Origin of the sequence: Hoskinsella mucinilytica, from assembly GCF_045223415.1 — a bacterium.
GTDB lineage: Bacteria > Bacillota_I > Bacilli_A > Erysipelotrichales > Erysipelotrichaceae > Hoskinsella > Hoskinsella mucinilytica.
Window position 1 is genome coordinate 41,942 of record NZ_JBEQZJ010000005.1, and the last position, 18,362, is coordinate 60,303.

The following is an 18,362-nucleotide window of genomic DNA, read 5'->3' on the forward strand; positions in this document are numbered from 1 at the left end:
GGCAGGTGCCAAACCATGAGTATATTTGATGAAGATCAGATGTCTATGCTGGATGTCTATCTATATGAAACAAATTCCTTATTTGAACAACTAGATACCATTTTAATGCGAACAGAGAAAAGCAATGCCTTTACCAAAGAGGATATTCATTCTATATTTCGTATCATGCATACAACGAAAAGCTCATCCTCAATGATGAACTTACAAGGGATTGCGACCTTAATGCATACTGCAGAAGATCTTTTCGCTATATTTCGAGACCATCCGACGAAACTACAAGGTTTTGAAACAGAAACCTTTGAGCTATTATTTGCGATATCTGATTTTATGCATCGTCAATTAGATCACATCAAATCGGATGATTATATACCGGATCCAACTACAGATTTGATCAATCAAACACAGACGTTATTAGAAGAACTCAATACATCACAAAAAGTCGATGATAAGACATCGATAGAAAAAGAAGCACCACGTATATCTTCCACAGGTATGTTTGTACGTTTGACTTTTGAAAAAGATTGTCGGATGGAAAACATTCGTGCATATATGATTTCAACGCAAATCAAACCTTTGTGTATCACTTTAGAATATCATCCTTTTGAATTAGAACAAAATCCTGAAACAGCTCAATGGATCCAAGAAAATGGCTTTTTCCTTCATTGTGAAACGAAACAACAACAGCAGATATTAGAAAAACTACATCGTGCATTATTTGTCGAAAAATGTGAGATCATTGATCGAGATACTTATCAAATGAGCATTCAAAAAAAGGAAAAGAAACCATCTAGTGCATCTATGGAATCATCTACTTCTTCTCTAGAGCCTTCTGCACTCATCCCGGTTCATGTATCTAAACTAGATCAACTACAAAATCTAACGGGAGAATTAATGATCGCAGAGTCTACGATGATTACCAAAATGGAAGAACTTGGTCAAAAGGAGCTTCTTCAACAGTTTGAACGAAGTTTTCATAAAACACTATTGGATATGGAAGAAATTGTTATGACAGCCCGTTTGGTGCCAATTGCACAAATAATGCCTAAGCTAAATCGTGTTGTAAGAGATATCGCTCATAAAGAACAAAAGGATATCAATTTTGTTGTAAAAGGAGAAGATATTGAGATTGATAAAGAAATTGTCGATAGCCTATTTGATCCTTTGATGCATTTATTACGTAATGCTGTTGATCATGGCATTGAAAGCAAAGAAGAGCGTTTATCCAATCATAAGCCCACAAAGGGAACGATTGAATTAAGTATTGAAAATACCAATGGTGAAATCGTCATTTGTGTTCGAGATGATGGATGTGGGATGGATATTGAAAAAATCAAAACAAAAGCACAAGAAAAAAATTTATGGAAACCGGATTATCCTTATCGTGAAGAAGAAATTTTTTCTTTCATCTTATTACCCGGTTTTTCAACCAATCAAAAAGCCAATGAGTTTTCAGGAAGAGGCGTAGGTCTGGATGTAGTGAAAAACATGACCGATCGTTTCAAAGGCCATGTCTCCATTTCAAGCGTTCCGCAAAAAGGCACAAGTTTCACGCTATATCTACCTTTAACTCTGACGATCATTGAAAGCTTATTATTTCGTTGTGGCAACAATACCTTCTCTATTCCTTCCCATCATGTTCTTCATCTGTTTGCCTATGATGAGCATGATCCTAATATCCTAATGGAAAACGGACATCAGCTCTATTTATACAAAGACAAGGTTCTTCCTATCCTATCTTTACATGATTTTTTCCAATTAGAAAGTCCACAAGCCACTACAAGAACCTTAATTTATGTAGAATCTTCCTCCTTGGAAGCATGCTTGATCGTAGATTCTATCATCAGTTATCAACATATTGTAGATAAGCCTTTACCTATGATGATCGGTACGGAATTCAAAAAACATACAGGTATATCCGGATGTAGTCTATTAGGAGATGGTAGTATTTGTATGACACTGAACACAGAATATTTATTAAATTGCTGTTTAAAGAAGAGGTGATGTTATGAGTGATTTGTTATGTTTTCATGCATTTGAAAATATTTATGGTATTCCTTTAGATATGGTACAGGAATCCTTTGATGAACAAAAGGTAACACCAATGCCTCGATTAAATCCTGTATTTACAGGATTATGTAATCATAAAGGTGTCATTTATCCCGTATTATCCTTTTCTCATCTAATGAATAAGGACATTCCGGATAAACGTTGTTGTATGTTACTTCTTCAAGTGGATAAATATCAATTGATCCTTCGTATGAATGATATTCCTTTTATCATTTATGAATCCACCTTAACGCAGGATACTCCCTACAACAACGATAATGGTAAAGTCATCATACATCGTTTATGTATGCAACAAAGTCGTTGTATTTATATATTGGATATGAAACAGACATTAGAACGATTGTTAGAGGATATCTTGACATAGAAAAAGCTATGAAATGATCATAGCTTTTTCTATGCTTCTAGTGTCAAGATCGTCTTTTTCTTGACAATTTGTAAATAAACAAAGGCTAGTACACTGACGATAGCTTCGGTAATCGGGAATGCCCACCACAAAGCATCTAAGCCAAACTGTTGCGCTAAGACATATACCAAAGGCAACAACAACACCATTTGCCTTAATAAGGTGACTACTAAGGATTTATTCGCATGATCCACTGATTGAAATACAGAACTTAACACCAAAGATACTCCCGCAAAGATAAAGGATAGACTGATGATTCGTAACGCAGGTACACCGATACTCATCATTTCCTCCTTCGCATCAAATAAATACATTAACTGTTGTGGGAATATTTGAAATATCATGGTACCTACGACCATGATCACACAAGCGATAAGAAGTGAAAAATGAATGGACTCCATGATTCTTTTTTGTTTCTTTGCGCCATAATTATATGAGATGATCGGTATCAACGCATTGTTCATTCCATTCACTGCCATAAACACAAACTGTTGTAGCTTAAAGTAGATACTAAATGCGGATACGGCAAGCTCACTGAATCGAACTAAGATCATATTCATAAATACCGTCATAAAGCTCATGATAGATTGCATCAAAATTGCGGGAATCGCAATACGATACATATCTTTTATCATTTGCATATGAAACTTAAACTCTTTGAAATGAATTTGTACTTCCTTGATTTTCTTTTGGGTGATGATGATACCCATTAACATCGCAATGATCTGTCCTGTTACGGTCGCAATAGCCGCACCTGTAACACCTAGCTTTGGCATACCAAACATACCAAAGATAAAGATAGGATCTAATAGGATATTTACCAATGCTCCTACGCCTTGAATGATCATATTGTAAACAGTGTTTCCGGTTGACTGCATGATTCTTTCATAAGTGATCTGCATAAAGACACCAAAGGATAAAATCGTACAAATACGCATATAGCTGATTCCCATTTGAAGAATTTCCTCATCTGTTGAGAATAAACGTAAGAACGGTTCGGAAAAAAAGATACCGATGATTGCGAAGACGATCCAATTCACAACTGCCAAAAGGATGCCATGTAACGCAACCTGATTGGCTTCTTTTTGCATCTTTTGTCCAAGATAGCGTGATAACAAAGCATTCAAACCAACTGCAGTACCACAAGCTAGCGCAACTATGATCATTTGAATCGGATAACAAAGCGATACTGCCGCAAGTGCATTATCAGATACTCTGGCAACAAACATACTGTCTACGATATTGTAAAGTGCTTGTACCAGCATAGAGATCATGATCGGTAAAGACATCGTCATGATTAGCTTTTTGATTTCCATTGTGCCCATTTTGTTTTCTTTCATAAATTTACCTCTCTTTCAAACAAAAAAGGAACCCCGGGTTCCTTTTAATTCACTTCGATAGTTTCTTATGTTGTTATGCAAAGCGAGATACATGTGGTATGGGTTACACCACTGTATGGTTCTATTGTACAGGGTATTTATAAATATTTCAACTGTACATTTAAAATTTTAAAACAGTTTATTTAAACTCTTCCGACTGCATATCGGAATGCGTCCTTTTCTACTTTCTCAGGATCATAAGTTTCTAGGATCTTACCATAACGTTCTCTATAATCATTATCGATATCCATCTGAGGAATCACCTTACTGCCCTCTTCATAGAAATGTTTAGAATCTCTTCCCATTTCTTTTCCTCGTTTGGTATGCTTATCCAAAGCGATATCAATGATTTCCGGCACCTCACCCATTGCGGCTGTTTTTATCACGATATTCTTTAAAAAGTCACTGGAACGATCTTTTTGTGAAGCACAAAGAATACGAATTGCATGTATAAAATACATAGGCTGATCTACATCATCATAAGCATAATTTTTTCTCATTTCATTTAAAATATACATATGACGTGATGCATCCAGATTTCCAAAACCAACATCCTCAACGGATATGGTTAATAATCGACTCCATACCTTTTCTAATAAAACAGGGCTTGTTGTATAAAGTTCATAAGCATATCGACATGCCAGCTCAACCATAGATCTGCGAATCGCCTTTTGTAAACCAGATACGACCTCATCTACGGCAAGACCATGCTTTGTCTTTGCTTCAGCCCATAGGCTGTAATCTGTACTCATATAGAAATACCTCTCATTTCTTTATAAATATCAATATTCTCCTGTACTAAAATCTTAATTGTTTCAGCTCCCATTAGCTGATCCTCAGCATGTGTCAACAATAAAGTGATTTGTGGATCTTGTGTTGACATCTCATCACTTAATGTCTGAAGATGAGAGGAATGGGCTTGCGAAAAACTTTCATCTCCTTGACTAAGCTTCTCTTTACTTGCCTGATATTCCCCATGTTTACAAAGCATCAATGCTTCCATATAACATGATTTGGCAAGTCCTGCGTAGGTAATGATTTCCATCGCTACCTGTGATATTTTTTCTACATTAACCATAATTTTATCCTTATTTCATTAATGACACTGCAAAATCCAATGCCTTATCGCCATCCGCAAGTGCATAGGTTCTTGGTTCCACACTTGCCACCGGGATATTTAATTGCTGCTTGATAGAAGGCACTGCATAGATAAGCTGAGGACCTACCAGGCAGACATCCCATTTCCCAACCTGATCTTTAATGGATGAGTTTGCGACTGCTTTAATGGTTATATCGATTCCTCTTTTTTCACCGGCTTCTTTGATTCTGCTTACCAAAATAGAACTCGACATTCCTGCGTTGCAACACAATAATATTTTCATAGCGATTCTCCTCTCAGCTGTTATTTCAATTCAGGCCAATATTCTTTATTAGCCTCAATCATATCATCTAAAATTGCTTTCGCAACCGTAGCGTTTGGTACGATTTTTGATAATGTCAAAGCTTGCCATAGTTTTAAGTAACTATGCTCGATCCATGCATCTACTACCAATTTTTCTACAGCTACCTGTTCTTCCATAAGTCCTTTTTGGAAGGTTGGTATTTTACCGATAGATAATGGCTCATAACCATCTTTTCCGACAATACAAGGAATTTCTACCATAGCATCATCATCGAAATTTTCAATCGCTCCATTGTTTTCGACGATCAATAACATTCGCTCATGTGTATTAAATGCCAAAGCTGTCGCTAAATCAACAATGAAAGATGCGTGAATTCCGATTTCAAGTGTTGTATCTTTTGAAGTTCCTGCCTGTTCGATTCTTGCACATTCACCAAACACTCGTTTTTCTCTAGTATCCATAACCTGATTTGCTCTTGTATATTTTGGATCAGAGTGTGCAACAACTTCATCAGGAAATAGGTAATATTTCAGATAAGAATTCGGAGAAGTCGTAGGATCCAATGCAACGATATCTTTTACTTTACGTGCTGTTTCTTTCCAACTATCATCCGTATACATTCCTTCATCATCACCGGCAGGACAGTTTCCGTATTTTAATTGATGTTCTACCAATTTCGGTAACAATTCATTGCCATCTTTATCCTTGATAGAAGTCCACCAACCAAAGTGATTTAATCCGAAATAACGTACATCCATTTCTTTACGATCTTTGAAGCCTAAGATTTCCGCAAACCCGTTTTCCATACCGATTGGCATATCGCAGATATTGATCACACGAGAGTTAGGACGAAGTCTTCTACATGCTTCCGCAACGATTGCCGCCGGATTAGAATAGTTCAACATCCAACAATTAGGGGAATATTTTTCCATATAATCGATATTTTCCAATACCCCGGCAATGGATCTCATCCCATAAGCAATGCCTCCGGGACCACAAGTTTCCTGTCCTACAACACCATGTTTCAAACTGATCTTTTCATCCATCTCACGCATTGGTAATTGACCAACTCGAATATGTGCAAGACAGAAGTCAACATCTGTATATGCAATTTGGGGATCGATCGTTGCGACAAAATCGATTTCCGGATTTTTTTCTTTCACAAGAATTTCGCATGCTTTCGCTAACTTATTCTGACGTTCTTCATCATTATCATATAATTTAATACAACGCAAAGGGAGTTTATCCAAGTTATCTAATAACATCAAGATAATTTCCGGAGTATAAGTACTTCCTCCACCTGCGATTACAACTGAGAATTTATTCATATTCTTTACCTCTTTTCTTATTTAAACTTATTATAGTAAAGCATCTGGTTACACTCAACCTAACCTTTTCCTAAACCCTAGGAAAACCTCGAATTACAGCATTTGTGATAACTGCAATAATACCTGTTGTAGCTCTTGTGCATCATGTACTCTACTAAGCATTTCCATAGCTTCTTTTCTTGCGGCAATTTGTTTAAAGAAATGAAACAAAACATTGATATCATCATTTTGTTTTCTCTCGATTGCCAATGTAAATATAATCTGTATATGATGAGTATCCATTATGATCGGTTGTTTTATGATAGCGACTGCCACAGCTGTTCGCTTAGCGAACGTTGCCAATGGATGTGGGATCATAAAACGTTCATTTAAAAATGTTGGATAATTCACTTCTCGCAATAAGATATCATCATAAAATGCTTTTTCATCTTCGATATGTCCATAAGCCTTTAAAGTCTTACTTGTCACATCTATGACATTTTCAAATGTCGTCTCTTCTTCATAAATATGAAGTAATTCCGGATGAAATATTTTTTCTAAAATATCCTTAAAACGATAAGATACACGTACCTTTCGTATCATGGAATTGATTTGTTTTTGATCGATTTCACCTGGGAAATCAGATATTCGATACATAGGAACTTTAGGATGAATGATGGTATCTGATAATGCAATGATAAATTCTACATCTTGTTTTTTCACATACTCATCTAAAGCGTGTTGACCAATCACTTCAACGATTTCAATTTGATTATAAAAATGATTTTTTAGCCAAGATTGAATGATATTCATCACACTTTTTCTAGGTGTCGCAACAAGTGCGACCTTTAATTTTTGATTTACGTTTTCTACAAAATGTTCGATATAAATAGCAATATAAGATAATTCATCATCCTGAATATAACGATTTAAATACTTATAAACGATATGCACCAATAACATACTGATTTCATAAGAAAACGGATAATTTTTCTTTACATCTTTTAAAATAGGATTTAATAGCTCATAATCACCTTTTAACCGTCGTATCATATATTCGATATGAACAAGCATATTTTGATATAAAAAAGAAGAACTACGTAAATCAAAATTATATTTATCCATGACCTCATTACAAAATTCATCAAAGATACGAATACTGAAATCACTGATTTCATCCTCATCCTCATTAAAAGCGTTCAATTTAAAGATATGTAGAAAGTTATGCAAAAGAGCTTCATCATGTTCCATGATCACTACATCAGCTTTTCTTAATTCATCTAACAGCTGTGCTACAGCTTCATCTTTTTCATATGGTTCAGATTCTTCAATCAAATGATTGGTTAAATTTCTTACATAGCTAATATAAATGGCACTGGAAACCATGATCAAACAATCATCTGTCAGCATTACTTGTTTCTTTTGAAAATACTCTTCTATCATCTTTGTGATATAGGTGAATTCCATTTGATCATATGCTTCATATAAAAGTTCTTTTAAACAAGGTATTTTAGTGTTATCTGTCTTTAATACCTCATCTTTCATGATACGCATTAAAAGCTTTCTTAAAAGGTTCTCATGTAAGGAAAAACGAACCTCATCTGCCTTTACTGTGATCGCATCAACATCATATTCTTTCTTTAGATATCGTTTTAGCTTCTGTACCTCACGTAAGATCGATTGCGTAGAGAGAAACATTTCTTCACTGATATCAAATATATTCCAAGACTCTTTATGAATCAACATTCCTAACAGTGAAATGGTACGATTTTCATCTTCCTGTGAGTGGTATTGTGTACTTTCCTGATAAAGGAAATCACGTACAAAATGAATATCTTTATCATCAAAATAATATCCTATTTGATTGGAAGAAAGAATGCGACACTCTTTCTTCCATAGGTTATAGGTTATTGATCGTTTGTATTTCATTACGTACTGTTCTAGAAGACACTTGCAGCGTACTGGCTATCGTTGAGCCATAAATCCCTTGTACATTGCCTGCAATCAACTCAATAATTTTCTTTTGTCTTCCAGTGAACATAGTCTACCTCCAATGAAATGCTTATTCTTCCTCCACCGCTTGATTTTCCTTTTTTATTTCTTCTTTTTCCATCATTTTAAAGAATGGATAATAAATCAATCCCATCAAAATCAATGCACCGAATACGAATACGACTGCTTTCCAATCTAAAGTCATAAGGAATGCTCCTACACCTACCGGCATGAACCCTGGAGGATTTGCGATCGGCATACCGATCAACCCTGTTTGGAATGCGAAATAAGCAAGCACAGTTACGATCAATGGACCAAATACAAATGGAATGAACATAAACGGATTCAAAATGATTGGGGCGCCAAAGATCACAGGCTCATTGATACCGAAAATAGATGGCACGATGGCTGCTTTACCTACTGCACTAAATGCTTTACACTTTGAGCGGATCATTAAGATCACAAGCCCTAAGGTCAATCCAGAACCGGCTACTTGTAGAATATTGTAATACATCCCGAAAGTGAATATGTGTGTGACTGGTTTTCCTGCTGCGAAATTTGCGATATTCTCTGCACCATATGCAATCGCAAATGGTGACCAAACTGCGGATGTAATACTTGGACCATGCAAACCGAAGAACCAAAGGATCTGAGTGAAAAAGATAACCAAAAGTAATGCAGGTAAGGTATCCATAGTAGAAATCGCAGGTGCCAATAGTCCCATAATAAACTCAGGGAAGATCTTTCCTGTTGTGATAATGGTAACATTTGCGATAATGGATGCAATCGCAACATTGATAACCAAAGGGATCAATGCCGCAAAGCTTTCCCCAACCATTGCCGGAACACTAGATGGAAGATGAATGATGACATTCTTCTTGATAAGGAATCTTGTGACTTCCACTGATAAGATTGCGGAAATGATACTGACAAATAAACCACTGGCCCCCAAATAAGCAGTTCCGATACCGTTTTCTACACTAAAGCCAACCAGGATCAAATGGACTGCAATCGCAATGATTCCTGTTTCTGTGTTATCAATATCATATCGCTTCGCAAGCTGCTTGGCAATCAAATAAGCTGCATAAATGGATAAGATATCGTTTGTAAATAAGGATACGTAGCTAAAGAATGGGTTACATGCCTTTAATGCGTCAAATACTGGTCCACTGCCAAATAAATTCATTAATGCGGTAGGCAACAAACAGATTGAGCCAACGACGATAATCGGAATATTAGCAATCATACCATCCTTAATTGCTTGTAGATGCTTCTGCTGTTCAACCTTATTCGCAATCGGCATAAGGTATTTCATAAGGAAATTCTGTAATGCGTTCATTATTTTCTACTCCTTTTCAAATATGCAACAACTATATGAGCTCCGTTTGTTAATTGCTACCTTAAGTCTAAAAGAAAGACGCTGATTTATCAATTAAGGTTTTGCCATACCCCTAGGAAACAAACTTTTCCTTACCCTATGGAAATCTTTTATTTTTTCTAAACTGCAAATATGTCATATAATAAAAGATAGGAAATGAGGACTGATATTTATGATAAGGGATATTCATAAACCTGTATATTGGAAAAATATGGAATTGAAGAATGGATTTATTCGATCCGCAACAAATGAAAGTATGGCAAATGCACAACATACACCTTCTGAAAAGCTTGTCTTATATTATGAACAATTGGCTCAACATGTGGGTTTGATCATTACCGGATTCTGTTATCCTGATCCTTTGGAAATCGTGACCAAGCATATGCTTGGGTTCACACAACAAAGCCAAATAAAGGATTATCGTCATTTATGCCAGAGCGTACATAGAAAAAACAGTAAGATCTTACTTCAGATCGTAGCCGGTGGCGATCATAAAATAAAAACGATCAATGATTACACAACAAAGGAATTAAAGCGTCTACCTTCCTTATTTAGCAAATGTGCTTGTTTGGCTGAGCTTGCCGGTTTTGATGGTATCCAACTACACTTTGCACATGGATATCTATTATCACAATGTTTGAATCCAAATCATAATCATAGAACCGATGAATATCAAGGTGACATTTTACAACGTGGGGCTTTATGTTTAGAAATTCTTCAAGCGATCAAAGCATCCGTTTCTAAGCAGTTTCATATCAGCGCAAAGGTTCATTGTGCTGATTTTGAGCCCGGTGGAATGACATTAGAAGAAAGTCTTACTTTTGCTAGATCACTACAAGAAAACGGCTTAGATTCTATTGAAATCAGTGGAGGAGATTACAGAAAACGTAAAGGTGAAAGTTATTATTATCATGAAGCAATTCTATACGCAAACTCCTTAACGATTCCGGTTTTTTGTGTCGGGGGCAATCGTGATATCACAACTATGGAGAAACAATTCAAAGAAAGCCCTCTAGCCGGATTTTCTATGTCTCATGCGCTCATCTGTGAACCTGAGTTACCATACTATCAACAAAAGTCATCTTGTTTGACATGCAATCAATGTTATTCTCCTTCCGGAAGATGTATCTTACAAAAGAAGGAAAAATTGATGTTTTTATCTGACTTTGACGGAACCCTAAGTTTAGGCAATCATATCGTAAAAGAAAAAGATATCATGGCAATCAGAGCTTTTGCTACATCACATGTCTTTGGTTTGATCAGTGGAAGAGATCCTATATCCCTCATGCAAGTTTGCCAGAAGTATCATATCCCCTATGATGTATTGGTATGTTTCAATGGTGCCTTGATCCTTGATCTTCATGGAGATATATTATATGAACAACCGATCACATGTGATATTGATGCATTCTTATGTGATATCAAACGTAGTAACGCTTATACTTATCATGCCGTTGGATATCACAACGTTTGTTTAGGCTATCGAGAGCCATTACATGAAGCTTCTCTGGCGTTTGAAAAAGTTCAATTTGAAAAATTTCATAAAGTATCAAATATTTCGAAGCTTGATAAGCTATATATGTTTACTTGTGAATTTCCGGATGAAGATCATGCATTACGATATGCGCAACATATCAATGAAGTTTTTCCTGCACTTCACGCAAGCGCCAATAAACGTTTTATCGATGTTACCAAGAAGGGGGTAACCAAAGGAAACGTATTGCCATTTCTTGCTTCTTATTATGATATTGATAACCATCATATTTATACGATCGGTGATAGTTACAATGATATCGATTTGATTCAAAACAGCTATGGCTTTGCAATCATCGGGAATCAAGCACTCATGAAACATGCGAAGAAATGTGTCCATGATGTATCAGAAGCACTCGCATTCATCAAGAATTAGTATATAAAAAGACGATCAGACAGGATCAATTCTCCTTGTTTTATCGTCTTTTTACCATTATTCTGGATATACCATGTCTGTAGGTGTCCATTGTTGAATCACTTCACCATAATCTTTTGCATATGCCCTTGCTTTCGCTAGATCATGATCTAAGTAATTGCCACATTCTTTGCTTTCGGACGCTCCGGGAATATCATCATGAAAGTCCTTGATAAATGCCATAGCCTCCTGTAATAGTTTGATTACTTCTTCTTTTGACATACGATCTCTTGTCAAGAAATAAAATCCTGTTCTACATCCCATAGGTCCAACGTAGATGATTTGATCACTTTGATCGGAATTTCTAACATAAGTTGCCAGAAGATGTTCAAATGTATGTAACCCGGCATTATCTAAATATGTACCGGCATTGGGTATCACCATACGCATATCATAGGTGATCACATCTCCATCTATACGTGAAACATAAAGTCCTTTCCCTAATTTATCATGATCGATACAAAAGCTTGTAATTTTATTCATCGTTTTAACCTCCATTTTATTATACAAAAACAAAAGGCATGATTTCTCATACCCTTTATGATACTTAATTAACTTCAGCGTACTTTCTACGTTCCGGACTTAAATTATCTACATAATAACGAATCGTTAAACTAGCTGCACATTTGCTTTTGTTCTTAGGCTCTACGATAAAGCCATCCCCTTCCAGCATGGCATCCAGCATTGCTTTACAACAAACATTCTGGTTTTTTACCCCTGGTTCACATTCCTCCAAAAGGTCCTTTGCGTTAACTTCAATATAAAGCCACTGTTTGTCGTGTGCCTCCTGTTTTTTTGCCTGTAAACAATTTAAATAATCTTTCATCTCAAGTTTTGCCATGACAATCACTCCTTCTCACCTTGATGAAACGCTATACAACCGTATTATACCATGGTATGCATACCTTTATAAAGAAAATTTCTCTCATATTTTTTCTTTTAATTTATCAATACACCAATTAGCCCATTTGATTTCATTTTGATAATACATAAAACCATAGGTCATTGTCATTCCCCAATAAAAGGATTCATTATCCTTTTGTGTTGCGGCCTCAAATTCAGGTAACTTCGTGATATCCTCATTCATAGAATCAATGATAGCATTACATTCTTGTTTATATTTTTCCAATATCCTCATCGTTTGATCGATTTCCATGTTGCCACAAAAGAAAATCTTGATCAATAAAGGGTTTTTATACTTCATCATTTCACTTAGATCCGCATCTGCCAACCATCGATGAAGCTCTAATTGACCTTCCTCTGTGATATGATATACCTTTTTATTCGGCTTATCACTTTGATATATCAAATCATTGGTGACCCAGTTTTCCTTCAATAGATTATTTAATTCTTTATAAATCTGTGAAGTCTGTGCATGCCAGAAGAATGCTATACTGGATTTGAAATAGCGATCAATTTCATAACCGGTCATATCTTGATAATTCAATAACCCGAGAATCGCATGTTTTAAGGGCATTCTATACCTTCTTTCTACCTTAGTAATATTCTATTATTAGAATACAATGAATTGACCACGTTTGCAATCCTTAAAGGTAAAACTATACTTCTCTAAACACAACGGCAATCAAAACTCCTAATCCATCGCATGGAGAAACCATTTGTTGAAGAACCCATCCTTCAGAAATATATTGATTCAATAATTCTTCTGCCTGTAATAAATCCTTTTCTCTTAAAAACTTCATCCCTTTGTTTAAGTAAAGTAATTTGTATTCTTTCATTTTCTCCTCCTAAATTTTAACCTATATCATTTCCTATCTTGTGAAAACAGAAGCGATTTGACTTTTAACAATTCGCTTCTGTTGCTGTTATCACCATTCTTATTTTACTTTTTTTTCCTCTCAAAATCAAGTTGCATATCGTTAACAATGGTAATTCATAGGTTACTCTATCTCCTTATTTCCTCGATTTCTGATAGAAAAGATTGCCTTAGTGATACGCTCATTATTCTTATTTAAGAGCTCCTGTAGTTGTGTTTTCGTGGTATCGATCATCAACTCATAGTTATCGATCACGCCCTGTGTAACTTCTTTGATATCAATATCATTTAAGGATTGCACTGCTTTCTCTTTTACCTTGCCAAGTAGGTTTTTGGTTTTTCTGCGTTCAATCAGATCTTGGAATGTAATGGTTTGTATTTCCTCATAAGGGATATCCTCAAATAAGTTTGTATAATGAGAGATATGATATAGTAACACCTTATATAGCTCAAACATCGATAAAGAGCTATTAAAATAATCATCCATGCTTGCGACTACATGATGTAAACGTTCTTCCTTCAGATTCACAAAGAAGTCATTCACAAAATGATAAACGATCTTTGGTATTGCGGTTTTCTTTTCTGCCAATATATAATGGTTTTCATGAAAATCCATCGCATATATTTGATGATTGTGATAAAGTTGAATCAAATTGGTACATGGGATACTGGATTTGATATAAAATGGAGTCTTTAAATTTTCAAAAAAAGATGAAATACAGTCATTCTCACATTCAAATATTATGATCTTTTTCAAAAAATCAGGATCCTTCGCTCGTTGTTCATAAATTTCCAGGATATTTTTGGTAATACCAGGAGCATTGAAACTTACAACTGCTTGTAATTGATCTAAAAGCTCTGCTTTCATCGTTAATGCGACATACATAGCGAGATTTCCACCTTTGGAATGTCCGCAAATATAAAAAGGCTTATCTATTTGTCGTTTTTGTATCTCATGTAAGGCAATGAGTTGTTGGTACGTAGGACCTCCTAAAAACATATGAAAGTTATCTGTCCAATCCTGCCAACCGGTCTTATGATGAACATCATCCAATGTCTCACTTCCACGAAATGCGATAATATCTACATCTTCATAACTGAATATATAATAGACAACACCACTTGCGTCATTATCATTTACATAATCTTTGATATATAAATCCTCATATTCTCCAATAGGAATGTTTCTTAACAGCTCCTTATGATAAGGCAAAGTAATATCTTTATCATAGTCTTTCTCTAAAGACTCATCTTCAAGAATCTGGCGTATCAATGTATCGACACTGACTCCTGTTTCATATGCGTCGAAATAGCTCAATAAAGATAGATCATAAAAAATTTTTTCTTTTAACATTACGCCACGTCCTTCCTTTAGACTTCATTATAAATCTTTTTGTGAGGATGGTAAAGCTTTACGAAAAGAAGATTCGAGCATAAACCTGATCAAAAACATGTCGGAATCTTTCGATTTTCTTACATCTGTTTTAGTTTTATTTCCTTTTGTATTTGCATATTGTAAAATGAAGAAAAGGGTGAGTTTATGAAAAAAAAGAAAAAACGAGTCTCGTCGTTTAAAATCATAGTAACAGGTAGTTTGATTGCCGGTGCAATTATCTTATTTTGTTTTTATTTGGATACAAAGACAGATTATCATCTCATCATCATTGACAAAGATGGGGTTGCTTCTCAAATACAAACTTATGATTCTCTTTCTATGGCAAAGGATAACATGCGAAAGCTTCAACATGGAGAGAATGAAAACTATATGATTACCACAGATGATGGCACTCGTGTAGCAATGCGTTATGGTGTGCTTGATTTCCGCACGAAAAAATGCACAGTGAATACAGAATATACGATAGATGATCGTAAAGAAACAGGTTATATCAATGGTTGTTATGGCGCAGATGCCATATATTTAGATACCAGTAAAGATGGGAAACAGTTTAAGTTCATGATGGGTGGTGTCATTGGATGGGTGGATCGAAAAGATGTTCGTTTATTAAATTATTACGACGAAAAAGAAGTTTCAAGTGTAAGTCATTATGTTGTAAAAGATAAGACGTTTCTACATAAAGGGACAACTGACGTAACCAAAGCAGAATATGCCCTTTCACTTGATATCGGCCTTCCTTTCCAAGAAACCTCATATGATTATTATTACAGTTATGATGGCCATTATTTCTATTCTTCATTTTCCAGTATGAGCGATGATTATCAAAATGATACAAGAAAAAACAGCATCAATGCGAATGCTCCTTACCATAACTATTATCAATATTTATCTCATCGAAGCATATCCAATTATACCGCAGAAGATATCAATACCTATATCAGTAAAGAACTAGGCTATCATGCGTATCCAAAAGGATATCCTATGGGAAATGGAGAATCTATGTTGTATCAAAGTGGAAAAAGCTTTATTGATGCACAAAATAAATATAGTACCAATGCAATCATGATGATGAGTCTTTCCATTAATGAAACAGCATATGGAACAAGTGAACTGGCATTTACAAAAAACAATTTATTTGGCCATGCGGCTTATGATGCTTCTCCTAGTAAAAGTGCCAATCAATATGCCAGTAGCGCAGAAAGCATTTTGGTTCACGCCTCACATTTTTTAAATCAAGGTTATTTAAACGCCTGTGACGGATTCAAAGGAACCGGTACTTGTAATGCTGATCAAGCCAATCGTTATCGAGGAGCCTTCTTCGGGGATAAAGAAAGCGGAATGAATGTTCGTTATGCTTCTGATCCTTATTGGGGAGAAAAAGCCGCAGCCTTTTATCGTAAATTTGACAATGCCATGGGAAAGAAAGACGCAAACTTTTCACTTTTGATCATGGATGTAGATCATGTGCCCGTTTATCAAAAACCGGATAAAGACAGTACTATATTGTATTATACACCAACCATAAAGCATGCATCTTATCTTTTATTGGATACCATGAAAAACGATCAAGGAACTTGGTACAAAATCAAAAGTGATGCTCCATTAACAAGCGATGGTACCCAAGTTGACTTAAATAGTACGCAATATCAAGCCAAAGTACAAGAAGTTTATCTCCTTGCAGAGGACAAAAATAGGTAATATATGGTATTTATATGATAAAATTTAAAAAAAAATGAAATAAATTCCTCAATTCGAGCAAAATGTATTGATTTTCAAACCCAAATAGTTTATATTATACTCGTTAGTGTTATCAGCTGGTTTACCCTTTCTTCCCCCACCCATATAGGTAAATCAGTATATCTTCCCCCAGATCGATAACACTAACGCTTTTTTTTATGTATAATCAGCTATAATCAACAGTTCCTTTGGAGCTGTTTTTTTGTTGATGTAAAAATTACATGCTATTTCAAAAAAATGATATAATAGAAAAAAGGAGATTTATTGAGGGAGAGGATACCATGAAGAAGAAAGCATATCTATTCATTATCATTGCCATGATCCTATTATCTGGCTGCGACAAACAATCAACGACAAACAAAGCACCCTCTTTTGATGAACCACTATATGAATGGGGCAAAGTTGCTCAGGAAACCATTACCATATGGGGAGTGGAACCGGATATGGATCGCTCTTATATTCAAAAAGCATGCAAACGCTACGAGACTTTAACTGATAATCAAATTAAGATCGTTCAAATACCAAAGGATCAGATCGTAGAAAAGATGACAGCTGCTTTGCAAGGTGAAATAGAGGCACCTGATATCTTTGTGAATTATGGTGGAACCAATATTGATGCCTATGATCCTGATGAAAATTTCTATGATTTTTCCGATGCCGTTTGGGTACAGGATCTTACAGAAACCTCAATCAATCAAACCGTTTATCATGGGAAGATCATCGGGCTTCCTCATTGGGAAGCTTCCATCTCCGGAACGATCTATAATAAAGAAATCTTTGACAAATATCATCTTTCTATACCGACAACACAACAAGAATTTCTAAATGTTTGTGAGGAATTGTTAAGACAAGGTATTACACCGATGTATATGCCTGCCAAAGAAATTTCCATGTTATTATATCAGTTTCCTTTGGATACGGTAGTTGAGAATACTGCAATATTAGAACAGCTCAATCAAGGCGAGCTTGGTTATCGAGATTTACCGGAAATGAAAACGATCTTAACTTGGTATCGTACCATGGCAGAAAAGGGATACTTCGGTGAGCACTATATGGAAGATCACTGGAATGGTATGAGTGATGCATTAGAAAGTGAACAATATGCAATGTTACTATGTTGGGATACTTGGCTTTATACGGATTTTAAAGGTGATGCTTCAAAATTCGCTTTGATGCCTGCCTTTATGGGAGTTCCTGACCAAGGAACCTTTGAAGGGCCTAACCTAAATCTATTCATGGCAAACAAACATAGTGAAAAACTAGATGCTGCCTTAGACTTTATTACCTTTTTAGCTGATCCTTATAACTATAATGTTGCCTTTGAAAATATCAATACAGCTCCTGTATTCAAGAAACAAATTGATAGTATCTCTACTCCTCAATATCTTGAAAATGAACGTCTGATAGAGAAAAACTACCATGATTCCATTGCTTGGCTTAGAATCAAAGGTTACTCACAGATGGATGCCTCTAGCATTTATGAGTATATTCGCCCTGGAAGTACCATGAGCGAAAGTGAATGTTTAAAACAAATGGATGAGCTTAGAAATGCTAGAATCAAGGATTAGCAAGCTT

The 18,362-nt window shown here is 35.5% G+C and carries 18 protein-coding genes; 5 read left to right on the forward strand and 13 right to left on the reverse strand.

Annotated elements, in window-relative coordinates; all coding sequences use genetic code 11:
* Positions 1-15: 15 nt before the first annotated feature.
* The gene (locus tag UGRO018_RS02705; protein ID WP_416324915.1) at positions 16-2,001 is read left to right on the forward strand and encodes an ATP-binding protein; all 1,986 of its coding nucleotides are present in this window, start codon (positions 16-18) and stop codon (positions 1,999-2,001) included.
* Positions 2,002-2,005: 4 nt separating this feature from the next.
* Complete coding sequence (locus UGRO018_RS02710) at positions 2,006-2,431, forward strand: chemotaxis protein CheW (protein ID WP_416324916.1); 426 nt, start codon at positions 2,006-2,008, stop codon at positions 2,429-2,431.
* A 29-nt stretch (positions 2,432-2,460) separates the two neighbouring features.
* On the opposite strand, the gene UGRO018_RS02715 is transcribed toward UGRO018_RS02710, so the two are convergent.
* From UGRO018_RS02715 to UGRO018_RS02750, 8 genes are all read right to left on the reverse strand, one after another.
* Positions 2,461-3,810 carry an MATE family efflux transporter gene (locus UGRO018_RS02715; RefSeq protein WP_416324917.1) on the reverse strand — a complete coding sequence of 450 codons (1,350 nt, stop codon included), beginning with the start codon at positions 3,808-3,810 and terminating at the stop codon, positions 2,461-2,463.
* 182 nt (positions 3,811-3,992) lie between these two features.
* Positions 3,993-4,601: a hypothetical protein gene (locus tag UGRO018_RS02720; RefSeq protein ID WP_416324918.1), complete on the reverse strand. Its 609-nt coding sequence runs from the start codon at positions 4,599-4,601 to the stop codon at positions 3,993-3,995.
* On the reverse strand, positions 4,598-4,927 hold the full coding sequence (locus tag UGRO018_RS02725) for a PTS lactose/cellobiose transporter subunit IIA (protein ID WP_416324919.1): 330 nt from the start codon (positions 4,925-4,927) through the stop codon (positions 4,598-4,600). Before UGRO018_RS02725 ends, UGRO018_RS02720 begins: the two co-directional genes overlap by 4 nt.
* Positions 4,928-4,937: 10 nt before the next feature.
* Complete coding sequence (locus UGRO018_RS02730) at positions 4,938-5,231, reverse strand: PTS sugar transporter subunit IIB (protein ID WP_416324920.1); 294 nt, start codon at positions 5,229-5,231, stop codon at positions 4,938-4,940.
* A 20-nt stretch (positions 5,232-5,251) separates the two neighbouring features.
* Complete coding sequence (locus tag UGRO018_RS02735) at positions 5,252-6,580, reverse strand: 6-phospho-alpha-glucosidase (protein WP_416324921.1); 1,329 nt, start codon at positions 6,578-6,580, stop codon at positions 5,252-5,254.
* Between the two features lie 93 nt (positions 6,581-6,673).
* Positions 6,674-8,488 carry a BglG family transcription antiterminator gene (locus UGRO018_RS02740; RefSeq protein ID WP_416324922.1) on the reverse strand — a complete coding sequence of 605 codons (1,815 nt, stop codon included), beginning with the start codon at positions 8,486-8,488 and terminating at the stop codon, positions 6,674-6,676.
* Positions 8,460-8,600 carry an HTH domain-containing protein gene (locus tag UGRO018_RS02745; protein WP_416324923.1) on the reverse strand — a complete coding sequence of 47 codons (141 nt, stop codon included), beginning with the start codon at positions 8,598-8,600 and terminating at the stop codon, positions 8,460-8,462. The genes UGRO018_RS02740 and UGRO018_RS02745 overlap by 29 nt, the downstream gene beginning before the upstream one ends.
* A 21-nt stretch (positions 8,601-8,621) precedes the next feature.
* Complete coding sequence (locus UGRO018_RS02750; protein ID WP_416324924.1) at positions 8,622-9,890, reverse strand: PTS sugar transporter subunit IIC; 1,269 nt, start codon at positions 9,888-9,890, stop codon at positions 8,622-8,624.
* Between the two features lie 211 nt (positions 9,891-10,101).
* Between UGRO018_RS02750 and UGRO018_RS02755 the strand changes: the two genes are divergently transcribed.
* The gene (locus UGRO018_RS02755) at positions 10,102-11,838 is read left to right on the forward strand and encodes an HAD-IIB family hydrolase (protein WP_416324925.1); all 1,737 of its coding nucleotides are present in this window, start codon (positions 10,102-10,104) and stop codon (positions 11,836-11,838) included.
* A gap of 57 nt (positions 11,839-11,895) precedes the next feature.
* On the opposite strand, the gene UGRO018_RS02760 is transcribed toward UGRO018_RS02755, so the two are convergent.
* The 5 genes from UGRO018_RS02760 to UGRO018_RS02780 form a co-directional block, all read right to left on the reverse strand.
* On the reverse strand, positions 11,896-12,360 hold the full coding sequence (locus tag UGRO018_RS02760; RefSeq protein ID WP_416324926.1) for an S-ribosylhomocysteine lyase: 465 nt from the start codon (positions 12,358-12,360) through the stop codon (positions 11,896-11,898).
* A gap of 64 nt (positions 12,361-12,424) precedes the next feature.
* The gene (locus UGRO018_RS02765) at positions 12,425-12,718 is read right to left on the reverse strand and encodes a hypothetical protein (protein WP_416324927.1); all 294 of its coding nucleotides are present in this window, start codon (positions 12,716-12,718) and stop codon (positions 12,425-12,427) included.
* Between the two features lie 84 nt (positions 12,719-12,802).
* A complete protein-coding gene (locus UGRO018_RS02770) occupies positions 12,803-13,354 on the reverse strand; it encodes a PadR family transcriptional regulator (protein ID WP_416324928.1) in 552 nt (183 codons plus the stop codon).
* An 82-nt stretch (positions 13,355-13,436) separates the two neighbouring features.
* Positions 13,437-13,616 carry a hypothetical protein gene (locus tag UGRO018_RS02775; protein WP_416324929.1) on the reverse strand — a complete coding sequence of 60 codons (180 nt, stop codon included), beginning with the start codon at positions 13,614-13,616 and terminating at the stop codon, positions 13,437-13,439.
* 162 nt (positions 13,617-13,778) lie between these two features.
* Positions 13,779-15,008, reverse strand: coding sequence for an Mbeg1-like protein (locus UGRO018_RS02780; protein ID WP_416324930.1), 1,230 nt, complete (start codon positions 15,006-15,008; stop codon positions 13,779-13,781).
* A gap of 186 nt (positions 15,009-15,194) precedes the next feature.
* On the opposite strand from UGRO018_RS02780, the gene UGRO018_RS02785 reads away from it, so the two are divergent.
* Positions 15,195-16,748, forward strand: coding sequence for a glucosaminidase domain-containing protein (locus tag UGRO018_RS02785; protein ID WP_416324931.1), 1,554 nt, complete (start codon positions 15,195-15,197; stop codon positions 16,746-16,748).
* Between the two features lie 320 nt (positions 16,749-17,068).
* Positions 17,069-18,355: an ABC transporter substrate-binding protein gene (locus tag UGRO018_RS02790; RefSeq protein WP_416324932.1), complete on the forward strand. Its 1,287-nt coding sequence runs from the start codon at positions 17,069-17,071 to the stop codon at positions 18,353-18,355.
* Positions 18,356-18,362 lie beyond the last annotated feature (7 nt).